We start from the raw sequence: 14,500 nt of genomic DNA, 5'->3' as shown, positions 1-14,500 counted from the left end.
TCGTCGCTTTCGTCGGGACTGTCGCCCGTTCGACCGAAGACTCATAAGTCAGCGAGAGTGAACGTCCCGTATGGAGTGGCAGACCGACAGCCGCCTGACCCGCCGGATGGCCCTCGCCCTGGGGCTGGCCCTCCTCGGCTACGCCGCGCTGCTCGGGCCGGTGGTCTGGCTCCTCCCGCCCGCCGGCGCGCTGGTCGTCTGCGGCGTCCTCCTGGCGGTCCTCGGGGGGCTCGTGTTCGAGGCCGACCGGCTGGCCTACATCGCGACGAAGGCCGTCGCCATCGAACGGGAGGACCACCCCGAACTGTTCGACGCCGTCGAGCGACTCTCCAGGCAGGCCGACGTGCCGCGCCCGCCCGTCGCCGTGATCCCCAGCGACGAGCCGAACGCGATGTCCGCCGGCACGGGCAATCGCACCGTCGTCTGCGTGACGCTCGGGCTGCTGAAGGAGCTCGACGACGAGCAACTGGAGGCCGTCCTCGCGCACGAACTCGCCCACGTCAAGAACGGCGACTCCTCGGTGCTGACCGTGGCGGGGTTCCCGGCGACGGTCGCGCTGGCGATGCTCTCGACGGCCCTGGAGGGGATGAACGGCTGGGCCATCGTGCTGGGCTACTTCGGCGCTGCGGTGTTCCTGGCGCTTTTGAGCCTCCCGCTGCTGGTCGTGAGCCTGCCGGGGACGCTCGTCCTCTCGCGGTACCGCGAGTACGCCGCCGACCGCGGCGCCGTGGCGATCACGGGCAAGCCGGTCGCGCTGGCGGAGGCGCTCGCCGAGTTGCACGGCCTGCCGGAGCCGCCCGACGAGGACATGCGCTCGATGGCCGGGTTCAACGCCTTCTGCATCGTCCCGTCGCCCTCGCTCGGGCTGCCCGGGACGCACCCGCCGACGCACAAGCGGATCCGGAAACTGCGGGAGCTGGCGGCCGAGATGGAAGGGACGGCGTAGGGGGAGAGACGGGCCGGTTCCCCAGCCGTTAGGGGCGCGGCGACCAAGGGATCCGGAATACATGAGCGAACTCGACCTGCACCGGCTCGGACTGGGCACCTGGCAGAACACCGACCCCGAGCAGTGCGCCGAGAGCGTGAAGACCGCGCTGGAACTCGGGTACCGAAATATCGACACCGCACAGGCCTACGAGAACGAGGAGTACGTCGGTCGCGGGATCGCCGAGGCCGACGTACCGCGCGAGGAGGTCTTCCTGGCGACGAAGGTCGACACCGCAAACCTCGCGCACGACGACGTGCTCGCCACCGCCGAGGAGAGCCTGGAGCGGCTGGGCGTCGACTACCTCGACCTCCTGTACGTCCACTGGCCGACGGAGGCCTACGACCCCGAGGGGACGCTCTCGGCGTTCCAGCAACTGTACGACGAGGGGGCGATTCGCCACGTCGGCGTCTCGAACTTCGAACCGCGCCACCTCGACGAAGCGAGGGCGGTGCTCGACGCGCCGGTCTTCGCGAACCAGGTGGAGATGCACCCGTACCTCCAGCAGGCGGAACTGCGGGAGTACGCGCGCGAGCACGGCCACACCGTCGTCGCCTACTCGCCGCTGGCGCGGACGGAGGTGCTGGACGATCCCGTGCTCCGGGACATCGCGGAGAAACACGACGCGACCGTCCCGCAGGTGACGCTGGCGTGGTTCCTGTCGCTGGACAGCGTCGCGGCGATCCCGAAGGCCACCGGCGCCGAGCACATCCGCGACAACTGGGGCGCCTACGACGTGGATCTGGACGACGAGGACCTGGACCGGATCGCCGAGCTGGATCGGGGCCACCGGGAGATCGACTTCGAGGGCGCGCCCTGGGACGAGTAGGCCGGTCGCGCCCGACGAACCGGCGGGGAAACCGTCGGACCGGCGGCAGCGAGCGACCGCCGGAGGGAAGCGACTTTTAGGCGCTCGGCCGAAGGAACGGGCATGGGACTGCTGGACGGCCTGAAGTCCGCGCTGGGGATGAAGGCGGAGGCCGACGCGACCCGGGACGCCGACCCGGAGGATCTCTTCGGGATGAGCACGGCCTACATGACGATGGAGGCCGATCTGGGGTTCGAGCCGGCGGGGGCGGCCGCCCTCTGTTTCGCCGAGGTCGACAGCACGGACTTCGAGGACGCCGTCGAGAACGTCGAGGCCATCCTCGAAGCCGGCGAGGTCGAGACCGGCACCGAAGCCAGGTTCACCACCGACGACCACGGCTACGAGTGGGTCGTCCTGGCGGACGACGACCCCGAGGACCTGGTGACGAGCATCCACTTCGCCGCCGACGAGTTCATCGAACGGGGCTACGGCTCGCGGCTGCTCGCCGCCGTCTTCGCCTTCGAGAAGGGCGACCGGGTGGCCTACTGGGTCTACTCGTTCCGCCGGGGGAAGTACTACCCCTTCGCGCCGGAGGGCGACCACGACCGGCACAACCAGACGGAGATCAAGCTCCAGAGCGTCCTCGACGGCGAGCTGACCGTCGAACCGGACAAGGAGTACTGGTACCCGCTCTGGCCCGACCGACCCGGGAACCACCCCTGGGAGTGAGTCGGCCCCCCGTCGCTCGGCCGCGGCGACAGGCTTACTTTCACGACAGTCGACAGGAGACGGGTGTCACCGACCGATCCCTCCGCCGACGAGCGGGGCGCGGCCGGAGCGCTGGTCTGCTCCCCGCGCTCCCGCGCGGTCGCCGCCGCCGTCGCCGTGCTGGCGGTGAGCTGGCGAGCCGGGACGACGGCCGTGTTCGCGACCGGCGGGCTCGTCTCCGCGTTCGCCGTGGCCATCCTCGTTCGACCCGGGGTCCGCGAACGCTGGGCGTTCAACGTCGGTCTCGCGGTCGCGTTCGCGGTCTACGGCCTCGCCTACGCGGCGACGGTCGCGGGGACCGCCGGGCTGGCGACCGGCGGACTCGTCGTCGTCCTCGCCGCCCTGACGGTCGGCAACCATCTCGGAGTGGCCCCGTGGTCGGACCACCCCCGACGGATTTAACCCGTCGGGCCGTCCCTCGGGGAACGTGAATCGCGATCGATGACCGGCCGCGACCCCAGCGTCTACGACCACGTCCGGGTGCCCGGCGGTAGCGGCGCGTCCGTGTCGGACGACGCCGACACCGACCTCGCCCCGGGCGTCTACCGCGTCGTCGGCACCGCCGACTCGTCGGTCACGCTCCTGCGGGTCGGCGACGCCGACGGCCACCGGGTCAACACCGGCGAGGTTGCAACCGTCGATCGCGACGCGCTGACGGGGTTCGAGCCGGCCGACAACCCCGACGGCAACCGGCCTCTGGGTGAAAAGGCGCGTCGGTTCGCCGAGAGCGTCGTCTGGAACCTGCGGGCGTTCGTCGCCGGCCTGCTCGCTCGCCCCGCCCTCGCCGTCGTCGCGCTGGCGCTGGTCGTCGTCGGCCACCAGGGCCACCGCGTCCTCTCGGTCCCCGAGTCGTGGCTCACCGCCGTCTACTTCCTCGGCGTCTTCGCCGTCGTCTACCTCGGCGCCCGCGGCTGAGCGCGGCGGGCATCCGCGCCGCGACCGCGCGTTGACGTATCAACCTTCGGAACGGTTCGATCCGAGCGCCGAGCCGGCCCGCGATTTCACTTTCACTCTGGTGTTAACGAGGGTTTATATGACGGGCGGCGCAACCGCTGGGTATGGCGACAGAAGACCTCGAAGAACTGCCGGGCGTGGGTCCGGCGACGGCCGAGAAGCTGCGGGAGAACGGGTTCGACGGCTACCAGGGCATCGCGGTCGCCTCGCCGGGCGAGCTGTCGAACACGGCGGACATCGGCGAGTCCAGCGCGGCGGACATCATCAACGCCGCGCGGGAGGCCGCCGACATCGGCGGCTTCGAGACGGGCGCGGCCGTCCTGGAACGGCGCGAGCAGATCGGCAAGCTCACCTGGGGCGTCGACGAGGTCGACGACCTGCTGGGCGGCGGCATCGAGACCCAGTCGATCTCCGAGGTGTACGGCGAGTTCGGCGCCGGCAAGTCCCAGGTCACCCACCAGCTGTCCGTCAACGTCCAGCTTCCCCGCGAGCACGGCGGCCTGGAGGGGTCGGCGATGTTCATCGACAGCGAGGACACGTTCCGCCCCGAGCGCATCGACCAGATGGTCAAGGGCCACGACGACGAGGTCCTCGAAGACGCGATGGTCCTGCACGACATCGTCGAGGAGGAGGAAGACGCCGACGCGACCGACGAGGCGCTGCTGGACGAGCTCGTCGAGGCGATGCTCGACAACATCCACGTCGCGAAGGCGTTCAACTCCAACCACCAGATCCTGCTGGCCGAGCAGGCCCAGGAGCTGGCCAGCGAGACCCAGGACGACGAGTTCCCCATCCGGCTGCTCTGCGTCGACTCGCTGACCGCCCACTTCCGCGCCGAGTACGTCGGCCGCGGCGAGCTCGCCGAGCGCCAGCAGAAGCTCAACAAGCACCTCCACGACCTGATGCGCGTCGGCGACCTCCACAACACCGCCGTCGTCGTCACCAACCAGGTCGCCTCCAACCCCGACTCCTTCTTCGGGGACCCGACCCAGCCCATCGGCGGGAACATCCTCGGTCACACCTCCACGTTCCGCATCTACCTCCGCAAGTCCAAGGGCGACAAGCGCATCGTCAAGCTCGTCGACGCCCCGAACCTCCCCGACGGCGAGGCCGTCATGCGCGTCGAGGAGGACGGCCTGATGAACGAGTGACGGGACCGACCGCCTGAACGGCCGACTCGACCGATCCGACCGCTCTCCGAGACTCACCGATGAGAATCGGTCGGGGCCGTTATGTCCGTCGCGAACCTGGGATCAGGTAGTGACTCCCGAGTGCGACGACCGAGAGCCGGCGGCGAGCGGGGAGCGGCCGCTCACCGCAGCGGCGTTCGACGCGCTCCCGGCGCAGGTCGCCGTCGTGGACTCGGAGGGGGTGATCCGGGCGACCAACCGCGCCTGGCGGGAGTTCGGCGCGGCGAACGACCTCGGCGGCGGGGTCGACATGGTCGGCGAGGACTACCTCGCGGTCTGCGACGGGTCCGACGACGAGACGGCGACCGAGGCCGCCGCCGGCATCCGGTCCGTCATCGCGGGCGAGCGCTCGTCGTTCTCGCTGGAGTACCCGTGTCACTCGCCCGACGAACGGCGCTGGTTTCTGATGCGGGCGATCGAACTGTCGGAGTACGACGCCCCTCACGCGCTGGTCATGCACGTCGACATCACCGACCGCAAGGAGGCCGAGCTCCGCGTCGAGGCCAACAACGAGACGCTGTCGACGGTCGCGAACGTCCTCAGCCACGACCTGCGCAACCCGCTGAACGTCGCGATGGCCCGCGCGGACCTCCTCGCGGAGACGCCCGGCGACGCGGACGCCGTCGCCGAACACGCGGAGTCGATCAGCGGGTCGCTCGAACGGATGAACGACATCGTCGACGACGCGCTCGTCCTCGCTCGCGGGTCCGACGCCGCCGATACCGAACACGTCGACCTCGGGACGGTGGCTCGGGCGGCGTGGACGAACGTCGAGACCGGGTCGGCGACGCTCGACGTGCTCGACGAGGTCGCGCTGGTCGCCGACGCCAGCCTCCTCGCCCAGCTGTTCGAGAACCTCTTCCGCAACGCGGTCGAACACGCGGGCGACGGCCGGATCAGCGTCGGCGTCACGTTCGACGGCTTCTTCGTGGCCGACGACGGGCCGGGCGTCGCGCCGGGCGACCGCGAGCAGGTGTTCGACGCCGGCTACTCCACGAACGAGGCCGACGGCAACACCGGGATGGGGCTGGCGATCGTCCGGAAGGTCGCCGACGCCCACGGCTGGAGCGTCCGACTGACGGACGCGCGGACGCCGACCGACGGCACCCCGCGGGGCGCTCGCTTCGAGTTCGCGGGGGTCGAGCTCGACCGGTAGGCGCAACGCACTTGCCGGTCGCTTCCGAAGGCCGGGTATGGCGTTCACGCTCTACCAGCTCGACGGGTGTCCGTACTGCGAGAAGGTCGCCGACCGGATGGACGAACTGGGTCTGGACTACGAGACGGTGTGGGTCGAGGCGCTCCACTCCGAGCGCAACGAGGTCAAGGAGGTCTCCGGCCAGCGGGGCGTCCCCGTCCTCGTCGACGACGACCGGGGCGTCACGATGGCCGAGTCCGAGAAGATCGTCGAGTACCTCGACGCCAGCTACGCCTAGATTCTCAGGTCCGGTCCCGGTAGACGACCCAGGCCCCGAGCGTCGCGAAGATCGTCGGGTAGGCGAACCCGTACACGACGGTCAGGTACCGGTCGGGGAGGATCGTCACCTCGCCCGCCAGCGGGCTGACCAGTACCGCGGTGAACAGCACCGACCCGACGAGCAGGACGACGACGTAGCCGGCGGCGATGGCGAGGCCGAACCGGGCCACCTCCGCGAACGACTCCGTGGTCGTCTCCGACCAGTGGCTGTCGGCGAACTCGTAGCCGGCGCCGACCAGTGCGACCGGCGCGAGCAGGTAGTAGACGACCGCCGGCACGTCCGTCTCGCCCTGCTGGGCGATGAGATTGAGGTGACCGATCTCGTCGGTCTCGCCCGCCATGATCCCGCCGACGTGGGCGAGCGGGTCCGCGTGGCCGGTCCCGAACGTGAACAGTCCGCGCAGGAGCCGGCCGATCCCCGGAACGGCGATGACCGGGTCGGCCACCGGGGTGAGCAACTCCGGTACAATGCCGGTCGTCGCCGGGATATTGTGGGCGTTGAAGACGACGATGCCGAGCAGCGCGAACCGCCGCTGGAGCGACCCGGTGCCGAAGCCGCCGACGGCGGCGGCCCCGGCCGTCAGCACGAAGACCGCGAGGAAGGCGCCGGGCGCCCGGGCCATCCCCGCCCGCCACGGGAACGCGACGAACGCCTCCTCCAGGACGACCTCGGTGCCGAGGACCGACACCGTCCGGTCGCCGGACGCCTCCTCGCCCCCCGGGTCGTCCGCGTGTTCTGAACTCACACCCGTCCAAGCGCGCAGCAGTTCAAAAAGGCTTCCGCCCGCTTCGATCGAAATGATAGTCCCCGGGCCGGCCGCCGCCCGGGACGGCGATCCGGGCCGCCGGGGCGACAACCGCGGCCGCCCGGGTCGCTACTCGTCGCCCTCGAAGTCGAGCGCGGCCGAGTTGATGCAGTAGCGCTTGCCGGTCGGGTCGGGGCCGTCGTCGAAGACGTGGCCGAGGTGGCCGCCGCAGGTCGCACACACCACTTCGGTCCGGCGCATCCCGTGGCTGGTGTCCAGTTTCGTCTCGACGTTGCCCTCCTCGACCACGTCGAAGAAGCTCGGCCAGCCGTGTCCGGAGTCGAACTGCTGGTCCGTCGAGAACAGCTCCGTCCCGCAGCCGGCGCAGGTGAACTCACCCTCCTCGTCGACGTCGAGGTACTCGCCGCTGAACTTCGGTTCGGTCCCCCGCTCGCGCAGGATCTTGTACTCCTCCTCGGTCAGCCGCTCGCGCCACTCCTCGTCCGAGTCCGGCAGCGCGTCCTCGTGCTCTGACATACCCCCGAGTAGCCGCTCCAGGCGTTTATACCGACCGCTCGGGAACGCCGCGGGGCCGTCCCCGACCACCGTCGGCACCGCCTCGGCAGTTCTCGGCGGGCGCGCATACGCCCCGGTGGTGGCGGATTCGTCGCTCGAACAGCGGTTCGTGTTCGACTCCCGCGAGGGCCTCGACTTGCCCGCCCTCGCCCGGGAGCCGGAGGCCGGCGCGGTCACGAGGCCGCCGTGGAGTCCTAGCGGGGACGGCGCGCCGGCCGTCGGCCTGCAGTCGCAAGGGCCGGGCTCAGGCGCTCGAAGCCCCTACGTTCGCTCGCTATGGCGACAGATATCGAGCTCACGGACGCGGACGAGGGGAAGAGAGTCGTCGGTCCGAACGGGGACGAGTTCGGTCGCGTCGCCGAGGTGCGCCACGGCACGGCGCACGTCGACCCCGACCCGAGCATGTCGGACACGATCATGTCGAAGCTCGGCTGGGGCGACAGCGACGAGGACACGTACCCGCTGCAGGAGGAGCGGATCGAGTCCGTCACCGACGACGAGGTCCGGCTCGGCGACCTCTGAGAGGAGGGCACGGTCCGTTTCTGCCGGTTCGTCCCGCCGAGCGACGCCGTTCGGCCGCCGCGTCCGAGCGCTGGGGCGCCGCGGCCACCGTTCAGTTCCGCGAGACGACGTACACCGCGGCGGCCCCGCCGGCCAGCACGGCGAAGACGTAGCTCGCCAGCCGGTAGACGATGGCGATCGACAGGCCGGTCGCGAAGGAGAAGCCGCCGAGCGTCCCGAGCAGGCCGGCCAGCGCCGCCTCGACGCCGGCGAGCCCGCCGGGGGAGGGAGTCAGCCCGGCGAGCGTGCTCGCGGGGACGATGAAGAAGACGAGGAAGATGGAGATCGACTCCCCGAGCGCGCGGACGGCGGCGTACAGCGGGAGCGCGAAGAACAGCCAGCCGACGAACGAGTAGACGAGCGCGTGGGCCAGCGCCGCCCGGTCGGCGGCGATGCGCTCGAAGGCGGTGTTGAGTTCGCGCAGCCGCTCGCGCAGCCCCTCGACGCTGAGAAAGCGGGTCCGCCGGGCGACCGGCGCGACGACGCGCAGGGCGAGGCGCCCGAGCCGACGGCGCGAGCGCCACCCGACGACGGCGGCGACGGGGACGCCGACGGCGAAGACGACCAGAATTCCCGCGACGCCGCGGATCTGCTCCGACAGGGTCGTCCGCACGACGAGGACCACCGTGCCGATCGCGGCGAAGGTGAAGAACGGCAGGAGGTTCAGGAGGTCGGCGGTCACGACCGAGGCCAGCGAGTCCTCGTAGCTGGCGTCGGTGTCCCTGGAGAGCACGTAGGCGATAAAGGGTTCGCCGCCGGCCTGGCCCAGCGGGGTGACGTAGTTGGCGAACGTCGCCGCGTAGTAGGTGACGACGAGCTTCCGGAACGGGATCCGGTAGCCGACCACGCGGAGGACGACCTGCCAGGCCTTCGCCCAGGCGACGAGCCCGACCGCCGTCGAGAGACAGCCGGCGGCCAGCCACGCCGGGTCGGCGCGGACGAGTTCCTGTCGGATCTTCTCGATGCCGATGCCGTAGGCGATCAGTCCCAGCGCCACGAGGGCGATGGCGAACCCGCCGACGATCTTCAGGGCGGTCTGGCGGTCGACGAAGTCGAACAGGTCCCGGCCGGTCTCGCTCACGGTTACTCGATGTACCCCAGGTCCGACAGCCGGTCTTTGGCCTCCTCGCCCATGTCGTCGAGCACGTCCTCGTCGGTCACGTCAGCCCACTCGCCGTCCATCTCCGACTCGAACGTCACGAGGGCCTCCTCGGTCGCGGCGATGACCTCGTCGTCGGTGTCGGCGAGGTCGTCCAGTTCGTCGGGGTCGGTGTCCAGCCGGTAGGCCTCGTCGGGGATGCGCTCGTTGCGGATGTACTTGCCGTCGGGCCGGCGGGCCGCGCGCATCCGCGAGTAGAACCGCGAGTCGGTATCGAGTTCGATCCCGGCCGCGCTGGCCTTGCTCTCCAGCTGGTTCAGCTCGACGACCGGCCGGTGGTAGTCGACGAACGCGTAGCCGTCGAGCTCGCCCGCGTCGTGGGCGGAAAAGCGCGAGTCGGCCCCACGGGGCGCGTCGACGCCGGCGAACTCGCGGTAGTCGGAATCGAGCAGCGACCGGGCGCGGTCGAACGGTTCGCCGCCCGCGTCGGCGTCGACGCCCGCGTGATCGAGGACTGTATGGTAGAGGTCCTGCAGTTCGACCTGGGTCTCCGTGTCGCGCTCGGCGTCCAGCTCGGGGTGTTTGACCAGCAGCGGGACGTTGACCAGCGGGTCGTAGATGCCGAACTCGTGGCCGTAGAGGCCGTGCTCGCCGAACAGCTCGCCGTGGTCGGCGCAGACCACGACCAGCGTGTCCTCCCAGCGGTCGGTCTCCTGCAGCCAGTCGAACAGCCGGCCGAGGTGGTGGTCGATGTGGGCGATCTCGGCGTCGTAGAGGCCCCGGATGGCCTCCCACTCGTCGTCGTCGATGTCGCGGGCGCCGGAGTTGTACTCCTTGGAGTTCTGGCAGACCTCGGTGGAGTCGACGCCGGGGGCGAACTCCTCGGCGAACTCGTCGGGCGGGTGGTACGGCAGGTGGGCGTCCATCAGGTTGATAAAGGAGAACCACTCGTCGCCGGACTCCTCGCTGTCCTCGACGAAGTCCTGGACGCGGTCGACGATCTCGGGGGTCTTGGTGTCGCCGCCGCCGCTCTCGGCGAAGTACTCGTGGGCGGTGTTGCCGAGTTCCACCAGGCGGTCGGCGACGCTCCGCAGGGTGTCGTTGTCGTTCATCGTCTTCCAGACCTTCGCCAGCGGACCCGAGAGGAAGTCGCCGGGCATGACCTGGAAGAAGTTGTCCTGGTCGTCGAAGCCGTCGGCGAGGTTGGTGTAGGGGGTGATCCAGGCGTTCGAGGAGTAGCAGGCGGTGGCGTAGCCCGCCGCGGACAGCGACTCGGCGAGCGTGGTGGCGCCCTCCAGGTAGGGGTTCTCCTGGGTGGCGCCGTGCTGGGTGGGGTAGAGCCCGGTGAACAGCGAGGCGTGGACGGGCAGGGTCCAGGGCGCCGGCGCGACGGCCTCCTCGAAGACGCGGGCGTCGTCGGCGAAGGCCTCCAGGTTCGGCGTCGTCGGCCGGTCGTAGCCGTACACCGAGAGGTGGCTCTGGCGGACCGTGTCCATGACGACGAACAGGACGTTCCCCGGACCGTCTGTCTCGCTCATGGGTGGGTGAGCGCGACGCACGGAATTAAACTCCGTGGTCCGGCGGTCGCCCGCTGGTCGGCCGGCCGCGGGCCGCCGGTCCGACGCCGACTCCGGGAAGTATTTGCCGGCGGTGGCCCTCGTCGCCGACCATGCAACGGCTGGCGGCGCGCGGGGAACCGACGACGGCGGTCCGCCGGGGGGCCGGCCGATGAGCGAACGGCCCGCCGGAGCGGCCGAGGAGACCACGGGCATCCCGTCGGGGACCTACGCCTACGTCGGGATCGTGGCGCTGTACGCCGCGACCATCGTCCTCGGGCTCGCGCTGACCGACGAGGTCGCCGCGATGGGACTGGCCATGTTCGAGGACCCCGGGAACGTGGGGAACGTGGGCGTCTTCGCGGCGATACTGCTGGTCGCCACCGCGGGGATGGTCGCCGCCTTCCGCTACGGCTACGGCGAGGCGCTCGTCCGCGCCTTCCTGCTGGGGTCGGCCAGCACGCTCACCGCCGTCGCGTTCGTCGCGCTGACCGGCGTCGGCGAGATCGCCGCGAGCGGGAGCGTCGCGATGGGACTGCCGACCAGTCCCGCCTCGATCGCGGTCGCCGCGGTCACGTTCGCCGTCCTCTGGACCTATCCCGAGTGGTACGTCAACGACATCGCGGCCGTCGTGTTCGGCGCCGCGGCCATCCCGATGCTCGGCCTCGGCTTCGGGCCGCTCCCGGTCGTCGTCCTGCTGGTCGCGTGGGCCGGCTACGACGCCTACGCCGTCTACGTCTCCGGCCACATGCAGGAACTCGCCGCCGGCCTCGGCGACCTGAAGGCGCCCATCGTCTTCGTCGTCCCCCACTCCCGCTCGTTCTCGATGCGCGACCCCGAGTTCGACCTGATGGGCGGGGACGAGAGTTCAGCGGACGGCGCGCCCGACACGGCCGACGGCGACCGGCCGCCCGAGGGCGCCGCGTCACCGGCCCGCTCGGAGGTCGCGCTGCTGGGACTGGGCGACGCGATCATCCCGGGGATGCTCGCCGTGAGCGCGGGCCGCTTTCTCGACGCCCCCACCGTCGTCCCGGCGCTCAACGCCAACGCGCCCGCCCTCGGGGCGCTGGTCGGCGGGCTGGTCGGGATGGCCGGCCTGCTGTATCTCGTCCACCGCGTCGAGGGCGCCCACGCCGGCCTCCCGCCGCTGAACGCCGGCGTGCTGGGCGGGTACCTCGTCGGCGCCGTCGCCGCCGGGGTCCCGGTCACGACGGCGCTGGGGCTGTAGCTCGGGGTCTGTCCCGGTCTCCGCCACCGAAAGCGACGGCGCCGCGGCTGTCCGCCGCGAAAAACGCGAGAAGGTGAACCGAGGGGACGGCCTCAGAACGGGGCTTCGGGGCCTTCGTCGTCGTCGCCGCCGATGTCGCCGCCGCGGGAGTCGCCGGGCATCGAGGGGCCGGTGTCGGCGCCCATCATGCCCTCCTCGCCGCCCATGCCGCCGCCGGTGCGGGCGTTGACCGTCTCGATCTCGGGGATCTCCTTGGTCATGCGGGTCTTGATCGCCTGGATCGTCATCGGGGAGATGCCGCACCCCGAGCAGGCGCCGCCGAGCTGGATCGTCACGGAGCCGCTCTCGCGGTCGATCTCCTCGATGGCCGCCGACCCGCCGTGCATCTGGATCTGCGGGAAGTTCCGCCGCAGGAAGTTCGAGATGCGCTCGCGCAGGTCGTCGCCGTCCTCGGTCTCTGTGCTCATAGTACCTCGACGTTGGCGACGACGGGGCTTAGACCTTTGGACTCACGGGTTCGTCACCGCTTCGCCCCCGTACCGTCCACCTGCCCCTTCCGAGCCCCGCTGGCCCCGCTCGAACCGTCGGCACCTGTGTCCGTCCGTTTAATAATTACCTTATTCTAGTTCACAACTGTTATTAGATTAGTCGTTAAGAATAATAACATGGCGCGACACACGCGGCGATCGTTTCTGGGAGCGGCGGCGGGAGCGACCACTGCGGTCGCTCTGTCCGGATGTATCGGCAGCGCGGGCCCGGGCGGGGACGACTCCGGCTCCACGGCGGAGACCGACGACCGGCCGGTGGCGCGGGCGTCGTTTTTCGTGTTCGGCGACTTCGCCCGGCAGGTCGCCGGCGACGCGGCGCGGGCGGAGACGCTCGTCCCGGTCGGCCAGCACGGTCACGGCTGGGAACCCGGGCCGCAGGTCCGGCGGGCGGTCGCCGAGGCCGACCTGTTCGTCTACGGGATGGAGGGGTTCCAGCCGTGGGCCGACGACATGGTCCGCGACGTGCGGGCCGACGACGAGGGGGTCCGCCCCGTCGCCGTCGGTGACGGCGTCGACCTGCTCGGCGTCGACCACGGGAGCGAACACACCGACGAACATCACGGGGACGAAGGCACCGACGGGCACCACGAGGACGAACAGGGCGGAGAGCATCACGAGGGCGAGCACACCGACCACGGTGAGGACGGTCGCGAACACACGGACCACCACGAGGACCAGCACACCGACGGGGGCGAAGGCGAACACGGGGGCCGCGAGGGCGGGCACGACCACGGGGGAGTGGACCCGCACTTCTGGCTCGACCCCCGGCGAGCGAGCGCGGCGGTCGAGCGCGTCCGGGAGGCGTTCGCGGCGGTCGACCCCGACGGCGCCTCGCGGTACGCCGACAACGCGAGCGCCTACCGGGAGCGGCTGGCCGCCCTCGACGAGTCGTTCGAGTCGCGCCTCGCCGGCGCGACGACGGACGTGGTGCTCGTCGCCGGCCACGACGCCTTCGGCTACCTCGGCGCGCGCTACGACATCGAGTTCGTGACGCTCACTGGCCTTTCGCCCGACGACTCGCCGAGCCTGCGGGACATCGAGCGCGCCCAGCGCCGCATCGACGAGCACGACCTGCGGTACGTCTGTGCCGACCCGCTGGAGTCCCGGCGGGCGGCCCGGGAGCTGGTCGCCGAGACCGACGCCGAGGAGGTGCTCCCGCTCACGTCGATCCCCGGCCGGAGCGACGCCTGGGTCGAGGAGGGGTGGGGGTACGTCGACGTGATGGAGTCGGTGAACCTGCCGACGCTGGAGCGCGCGCTGGGGGTCGAATGACCGTCATCGAAGCCGACGACCTCACGTTCGGGTACGGCGACCGGCCGGTCCTCGACGGGGTCTCGCTGACCGTCGAGCCCGGCGCGTTCCTCGGCCTGGTCGGCCCGAACGGGTCGGGCAAGACGACGCTGCTGGAGCTGCTGATCGGCCTGCGTCGGCCCGACGCCGGGCGGGTGCGGCTGTTCGGCTCGCCGGCCCACGAGTGCGCCGACGGCGAGCGCGTCGGGTACGTCGCACAGGACACCGCGGGGACGGGGGACGCGATGCCCGTGACCGTCGCGGAGGCGGTGCGGATGGGGCGGTACCCCCGGCGGCTCCGCGGGCGGTTCGACGCCGACGACCGTCGAGCCGTCGCGGACGCCATGGAGCGGGTGGGGATCGCCGACCTCGCCGAGCGGCGGGTCGGCCGGCTCTCCGGCGGGCAGCGCCAGCGGGTGTTCATCGCGCGGGCGCTGGCGGCCGAGGCGGACCTGCTCGCGCTGGACGAGCCGACCGTCGGCGTCGACGCCGAGTCGCGGTCGGCGTTCTACGACCTGCTCGACTCGCTGAACGACGACGGGCTGACGGTCGTGCTCGTCGAGCACGACATCGGCGTCGTGACCGCTCACGCCACCGAGATCGCCTGCCTCAACCGGCGGCTGTACTTCCACGGCGACCCCGAGACCTTCGTCGAGACCGACGCGCTCGCCGAGGCCTACGGGACCGACCACCGCGTCGTCGCACACGGGCACTGAC

General features: G+C 71.0%; 17 protein-coding genes. 12 read left to right on the top strand and 5 right to left on the bottom strand.

Annotated elements, in window-relative coordinates:
• Positions 1-70: 70 nt before the first annotated feature.
• The 8 genes from E3328_RS18990 (at position 71) to E3328_RS18955 (ending at position 6,138) form a co-directional block, all read left to right on the top strand.
• Positions 71-946 (top strand): M48 family metalloprotease, encoded by an 876-nt coding sequence (locus tag E3328_RS18990; protein ID WP_135366209.1) that lies wholly within the window; start codon positions 71-73, stop codon positions 944-946.
• A gap of 61 nt (positions 947-1,007) precedes the next feature.
• Entirely contained in the window at positions 1,008-1,814 is an 807-nt protein-coding gene (locus E3328_RS18985) for an aldo/keto reductase (protein ID WP_135366208.1), read from the top strand.
• A 102-nt stretch (positions 1,815-1,916) separates the two neighbouring features.
• Positions 1,917-2,522, top strand: a complete 606-nt coding sequence (pspAB, locus tag E3328_RS18980) for a PspA-associated protein PspAB (RefSeq protein WP_135366207.1) — start codon at positions 1,917-1,919, stop codon at positions 2,520-2,522.
• A gap of 63 nt (positions 2,523-2,585) precedes the next feature.
• The gene (locus tag E3328_RS18975; protein WP_135366206.1) at positions 2,586-2,963 is read left to right on the top strand and encodes a hypothetical protein; all 378 of its coding nucleotides are present in this window, start codon (positions 2,586-2,588) and stop codon (positions 2,961-2,963) included.
• A gap of 39 nt (positions 2,964-3,002) precedes the next feature.
• Positions 3,003-3,476 (top strand): hypothetical protein, encoded by a 474-nt coding sequence (locus E3328_RS18970; protein ID WP_135366205.1) that lies wholly within the window; start codon positions 3,003-3,005, stop codon positions 3,474-3,476.
• Between the two features lie 143 nt (positions 3,477-3,619).
• On the top strand, positions 3,620-4,666 hold the full coding sequence (gene radA / locus E3328_RS18965) for a DNA repair and recombination protein RadA (RefSeq protein ID WP_135366204.1): 1,047 nt from the start codon (positions 3,620-3,622) through the stop codon (positions 4,664-4,666).
• A 109-nt stretch (positions 4,667-4,775) separates the two neighbouring features.
• Positions 4,776-5,861, top strand: a complete 1,086-nt coding sequence (locus E3328_RS18960; protein ID WP_135366203.1) for a PAS domain-containing sensor histidine kinase — start codon at positions 4,776-4,778, stop codon at positions 5,859-5,861.
• A 37-nt stretch (positions 5,862-5,898) separates the two neighbouring features.
• Positions 5,899-6,138: a glutaredoxin family protein gene (locus tag E3328_RS18955; RefSeq protein ID WP_135366202.1), complete on the top strand. Its 240-nt coding sequence runs from the start codon at positions 5,899-5,901 to the stop codon at positions 6,136-6,138.
• 4 nt (positions 6,139-6,142) lie between these two features.
• Here the strand turns inward: E3328_RS18955 and E3328_RS18950 are convergent, their stop codons facing one another.
• Together E3328_RS18950 and msrB are read right to left on the bottom strand one after the other, a co-directional pair.
• The gene (locus E3328_RS18950; protein WP_135366201.1) at positions 6,143-6,925 is read right to left on the bottom strand and encodes a DUF7978 family protein; all 783 of its coding nucleotides are present in this window, start codon (positions 6,923-6,925) and stop codon (positions 6,143-6,145) included.
• A 129-nt stretch (positions 6,926-7,054) separates the two neighbouring features.
• Positions 7,055-7,462: a peptide-methionine (R)-S-oxide reductase MsrB gene (msrB, locus tag E3328_RS18945; protein ID WP_135366200.1), complete on the bottom strand. Its 408-nt coding sequence runs from the start codon at positions 7,460-7,462 to the stop codon at positions 7,055-7,057.
• Between the two features lie 315 nt (positions 7,463-7,777).
• Between msrB and E3328_RS18940 the strand changes: the two genes are divergently transcribed.
• The gene (locus tag E3328_RS18940) at positions 7,778-8,023 is read left to right on the top strand and encodes a PRC-barrel domain containing protein (protein ID WP_135366199.1); all 246 of its coding nucleotides are present in this window, start codon (positions 7,778-7,780) and stop codon (positions 8,021-8,023) included.
• 91 nt (positions 8,024-8,114) lie between these two features.
• Here E3328_RS18940 and E3328_RS18935 read toward each other — a convergent pair whose 3' ends face one another.
• Both E3328_RS18935 and E3328_RS18930 read right to left on the bottom strand, forming a co-directional pair.
• On the bottom strand, positions 8,115-9,143 hold the full coding sequence (locus tag E3328_RS18935; RefSeq protein ID WP_135366198.1) for a lysylphosphatidylglycerol synthase transmembrane domain-containing protein: 1,029 nt from the start codon (positions 9,141-9,143) through the stop codon (positions 8,115-8,117).
• A 2-nt stretch (positions 9,144-9,145) separates the two neighbouring features.
• Complete coding sequence (locus E3328_RS18930; protein WP_135366197.1) at positions 9,146-10,699, bottom strand: sulfatase; 1,554 nt, start codon at positions 10,697-10,699, stop codon at positions 9,146-9,148.
• 190 nt (positions 10,700-10,889) lie between these two features.
• Here E3328_RS18930 and E3328_RS18925 point away from each other — a divergent pair, with 190 nt between their 5' ends.
• Complete coding sequence (locus tag E3328_RS18925) at positions 10,890-11,945, top strand: presenilin family intramembrane aspartyl protease PSH (RefSeq protein ID WP_135366196.1); 1,056 nt, start codon at positions 10,890-10,892, stop codon at positions 11,943-11,945.
• A gap of 92 nt (positions 11,946-12,037) precedes the next feature.
• Here E3328_RS18925 and E3328_RS18920 read toward each other — a convergent pair whose 3' ends face one another.
• Positions 12,038-12,412 (bottom strand): NifU family protein, encoded by a 375-nt coding sequence (locus E3328_RS18920; RefSeq protein WP_135366195.1) that lies wholly within the window; start codon positions 12,410-12,412, stop codon positions 12,038-12,040.
• Between the two features lie 198 nt (positions 12,413-12,610).
• On the opposite strand from E3328_RS18920, the gene E3328_RS18915 reads away from it, so the two are divergent.
• Together E3328_RS18915 and E3328_RS18910 are read left to right on the top strand one after the other, a co-directional pair.
• Positions 12,611-13,765: a metal ABC transporter substrate-binding protein gene (locus E3328_RS18915; protein ID WP_135366194.1), complete on the top strand. Its 1,155-nt coding sequence runs from the start codon at positions 12,611-12,613 to the stop codon at positions 13,763-13,765.
• A complete protein-coding gene (locus E3328_RS18910) occupies positions 13,762-14,499 on the top strand; it encodes a metal ABC transporter ATP-binding protein (protein WP_135366193.1) in 738 nt (245 codons plus the stop codon). The genes E3328_RS18915 and E3328_RS18910 overlap by 4 nt, the downstream gene beginning before the upstream one ends.
• The last annotated feature ends 1 nt before the right edge of the window (position 14,500 follow it).

This window comes from Halosimplex halophilum (assembly GCF_004698125.1).
Taxonomy (GTDB): domain Archaea; phylum Halobacteriota; class Halobacteria; order Halobacteriales; family Haloarculaceae; genus Halosimplex; species Halosimplex halophilum.
The sequence above is the reverse complement of the archived record's forward strand: the minus strand, read 5'-3'. Positions and strand labels throughout refer to the sequence as shown.

What these genes read in the sequence shown, in the direction of transcription:
- msrB (WP_135366200.1), bottom strand. Translation starts at nt 7,462, where the DNA reads ATGTCAGAGCACGAGGACGCGCTGCCGGACTCGGACGAGGAGTGGCGC.
- E3328_RS18925 (WP_135366196.1), top strand. Translation starts at nt 10,890, where the DNA reads ATGAGCGAACGGCCCGCCGGAGCGGCCGAGGAGACCACGGGCATCCCG.
- E3328_RS18990 (WP_135366209.1), top strand. Translation starts at nt 71, where the DNA reads ATGGAGTGGCAGACCGACAGCCGCCTGACCCGCCGGATGGCCCTCGCC.
- E3328_RS18920 (WP_135366195.1), bottom strand. Translation starts at nt 12,412, where the DNA reads ATGAGCACAGAGACCGAGGACGGCGACGACCTGCGCGAGCGCATCTCG.
- radA (WP_135366204.1), top strand. Translation starts at nt 3,620, where the DNA reads ATGGCGACAGAAGACCTCGAAGAACTGCCGGGCGTGGGTCCGGCGACG.
- E3328_RS18930 (WP_135366197.1), bottom strand. Translation starts at nt 10,699, where the DNA reads ATGAGCGAGACAGACGGTCCGGGGAACGTCCTGTTCGTCGTCATGGAC.
- E3328_RS18955 (WP_135366202.1), top strand. Translation starts at nt 5,899, where the DNA reads ATGGCGTTCACGCTCTACCAGCTCGACGGGTGTCCGTACTGCGAGAAG.
- E3328_RS18940 (WP_135366199.1), top strand. Translation starts at nt 7,778, where the DNA reads ATGGCGACAGATATCGAGCTCACGGACGCGGACGAGGGGAAGAGAGTC.
- E3328_RS18970 (WP_135366205.1), top strand. Translation starts at nt 3,003, where the DNA reads ATGACCGGCCGCGACCCCAGCGTCTACGACCACGTCCGGGTGCCCGGC.
- E3328_RS18985 (WP_135366208.1), top strand. Translation starts at nt 1,008, where the DNA reads ATGAGCGAACTCGACCTGCACCGGCTCGGACTGGGCACCTGGCAGAAC.
- pspAB (WP_135366207.1), top strand. Translation starts at nt 1,917, where the DNA reads ATGGGACTGCTGGACGGCCTGAAGTCCGCGCTGGGGATGAAGGCGGAG.
- E3328_RS18910 (WP_135366193.1), top strand. Translation starts at nt 13,762, where the DNA reads ATGACCGTCATCGAAGCCGACGACCTCACGTTCGGGTACGGCGACCGG.
- E3328_RS18915 (WP_135366194.1), top strand. Translation starts at nt 12,611, where the DNA reads ATGGCGCGACACACGCGGCGATCGTTTCTGGGAGCGGCGGCGGGAGCG.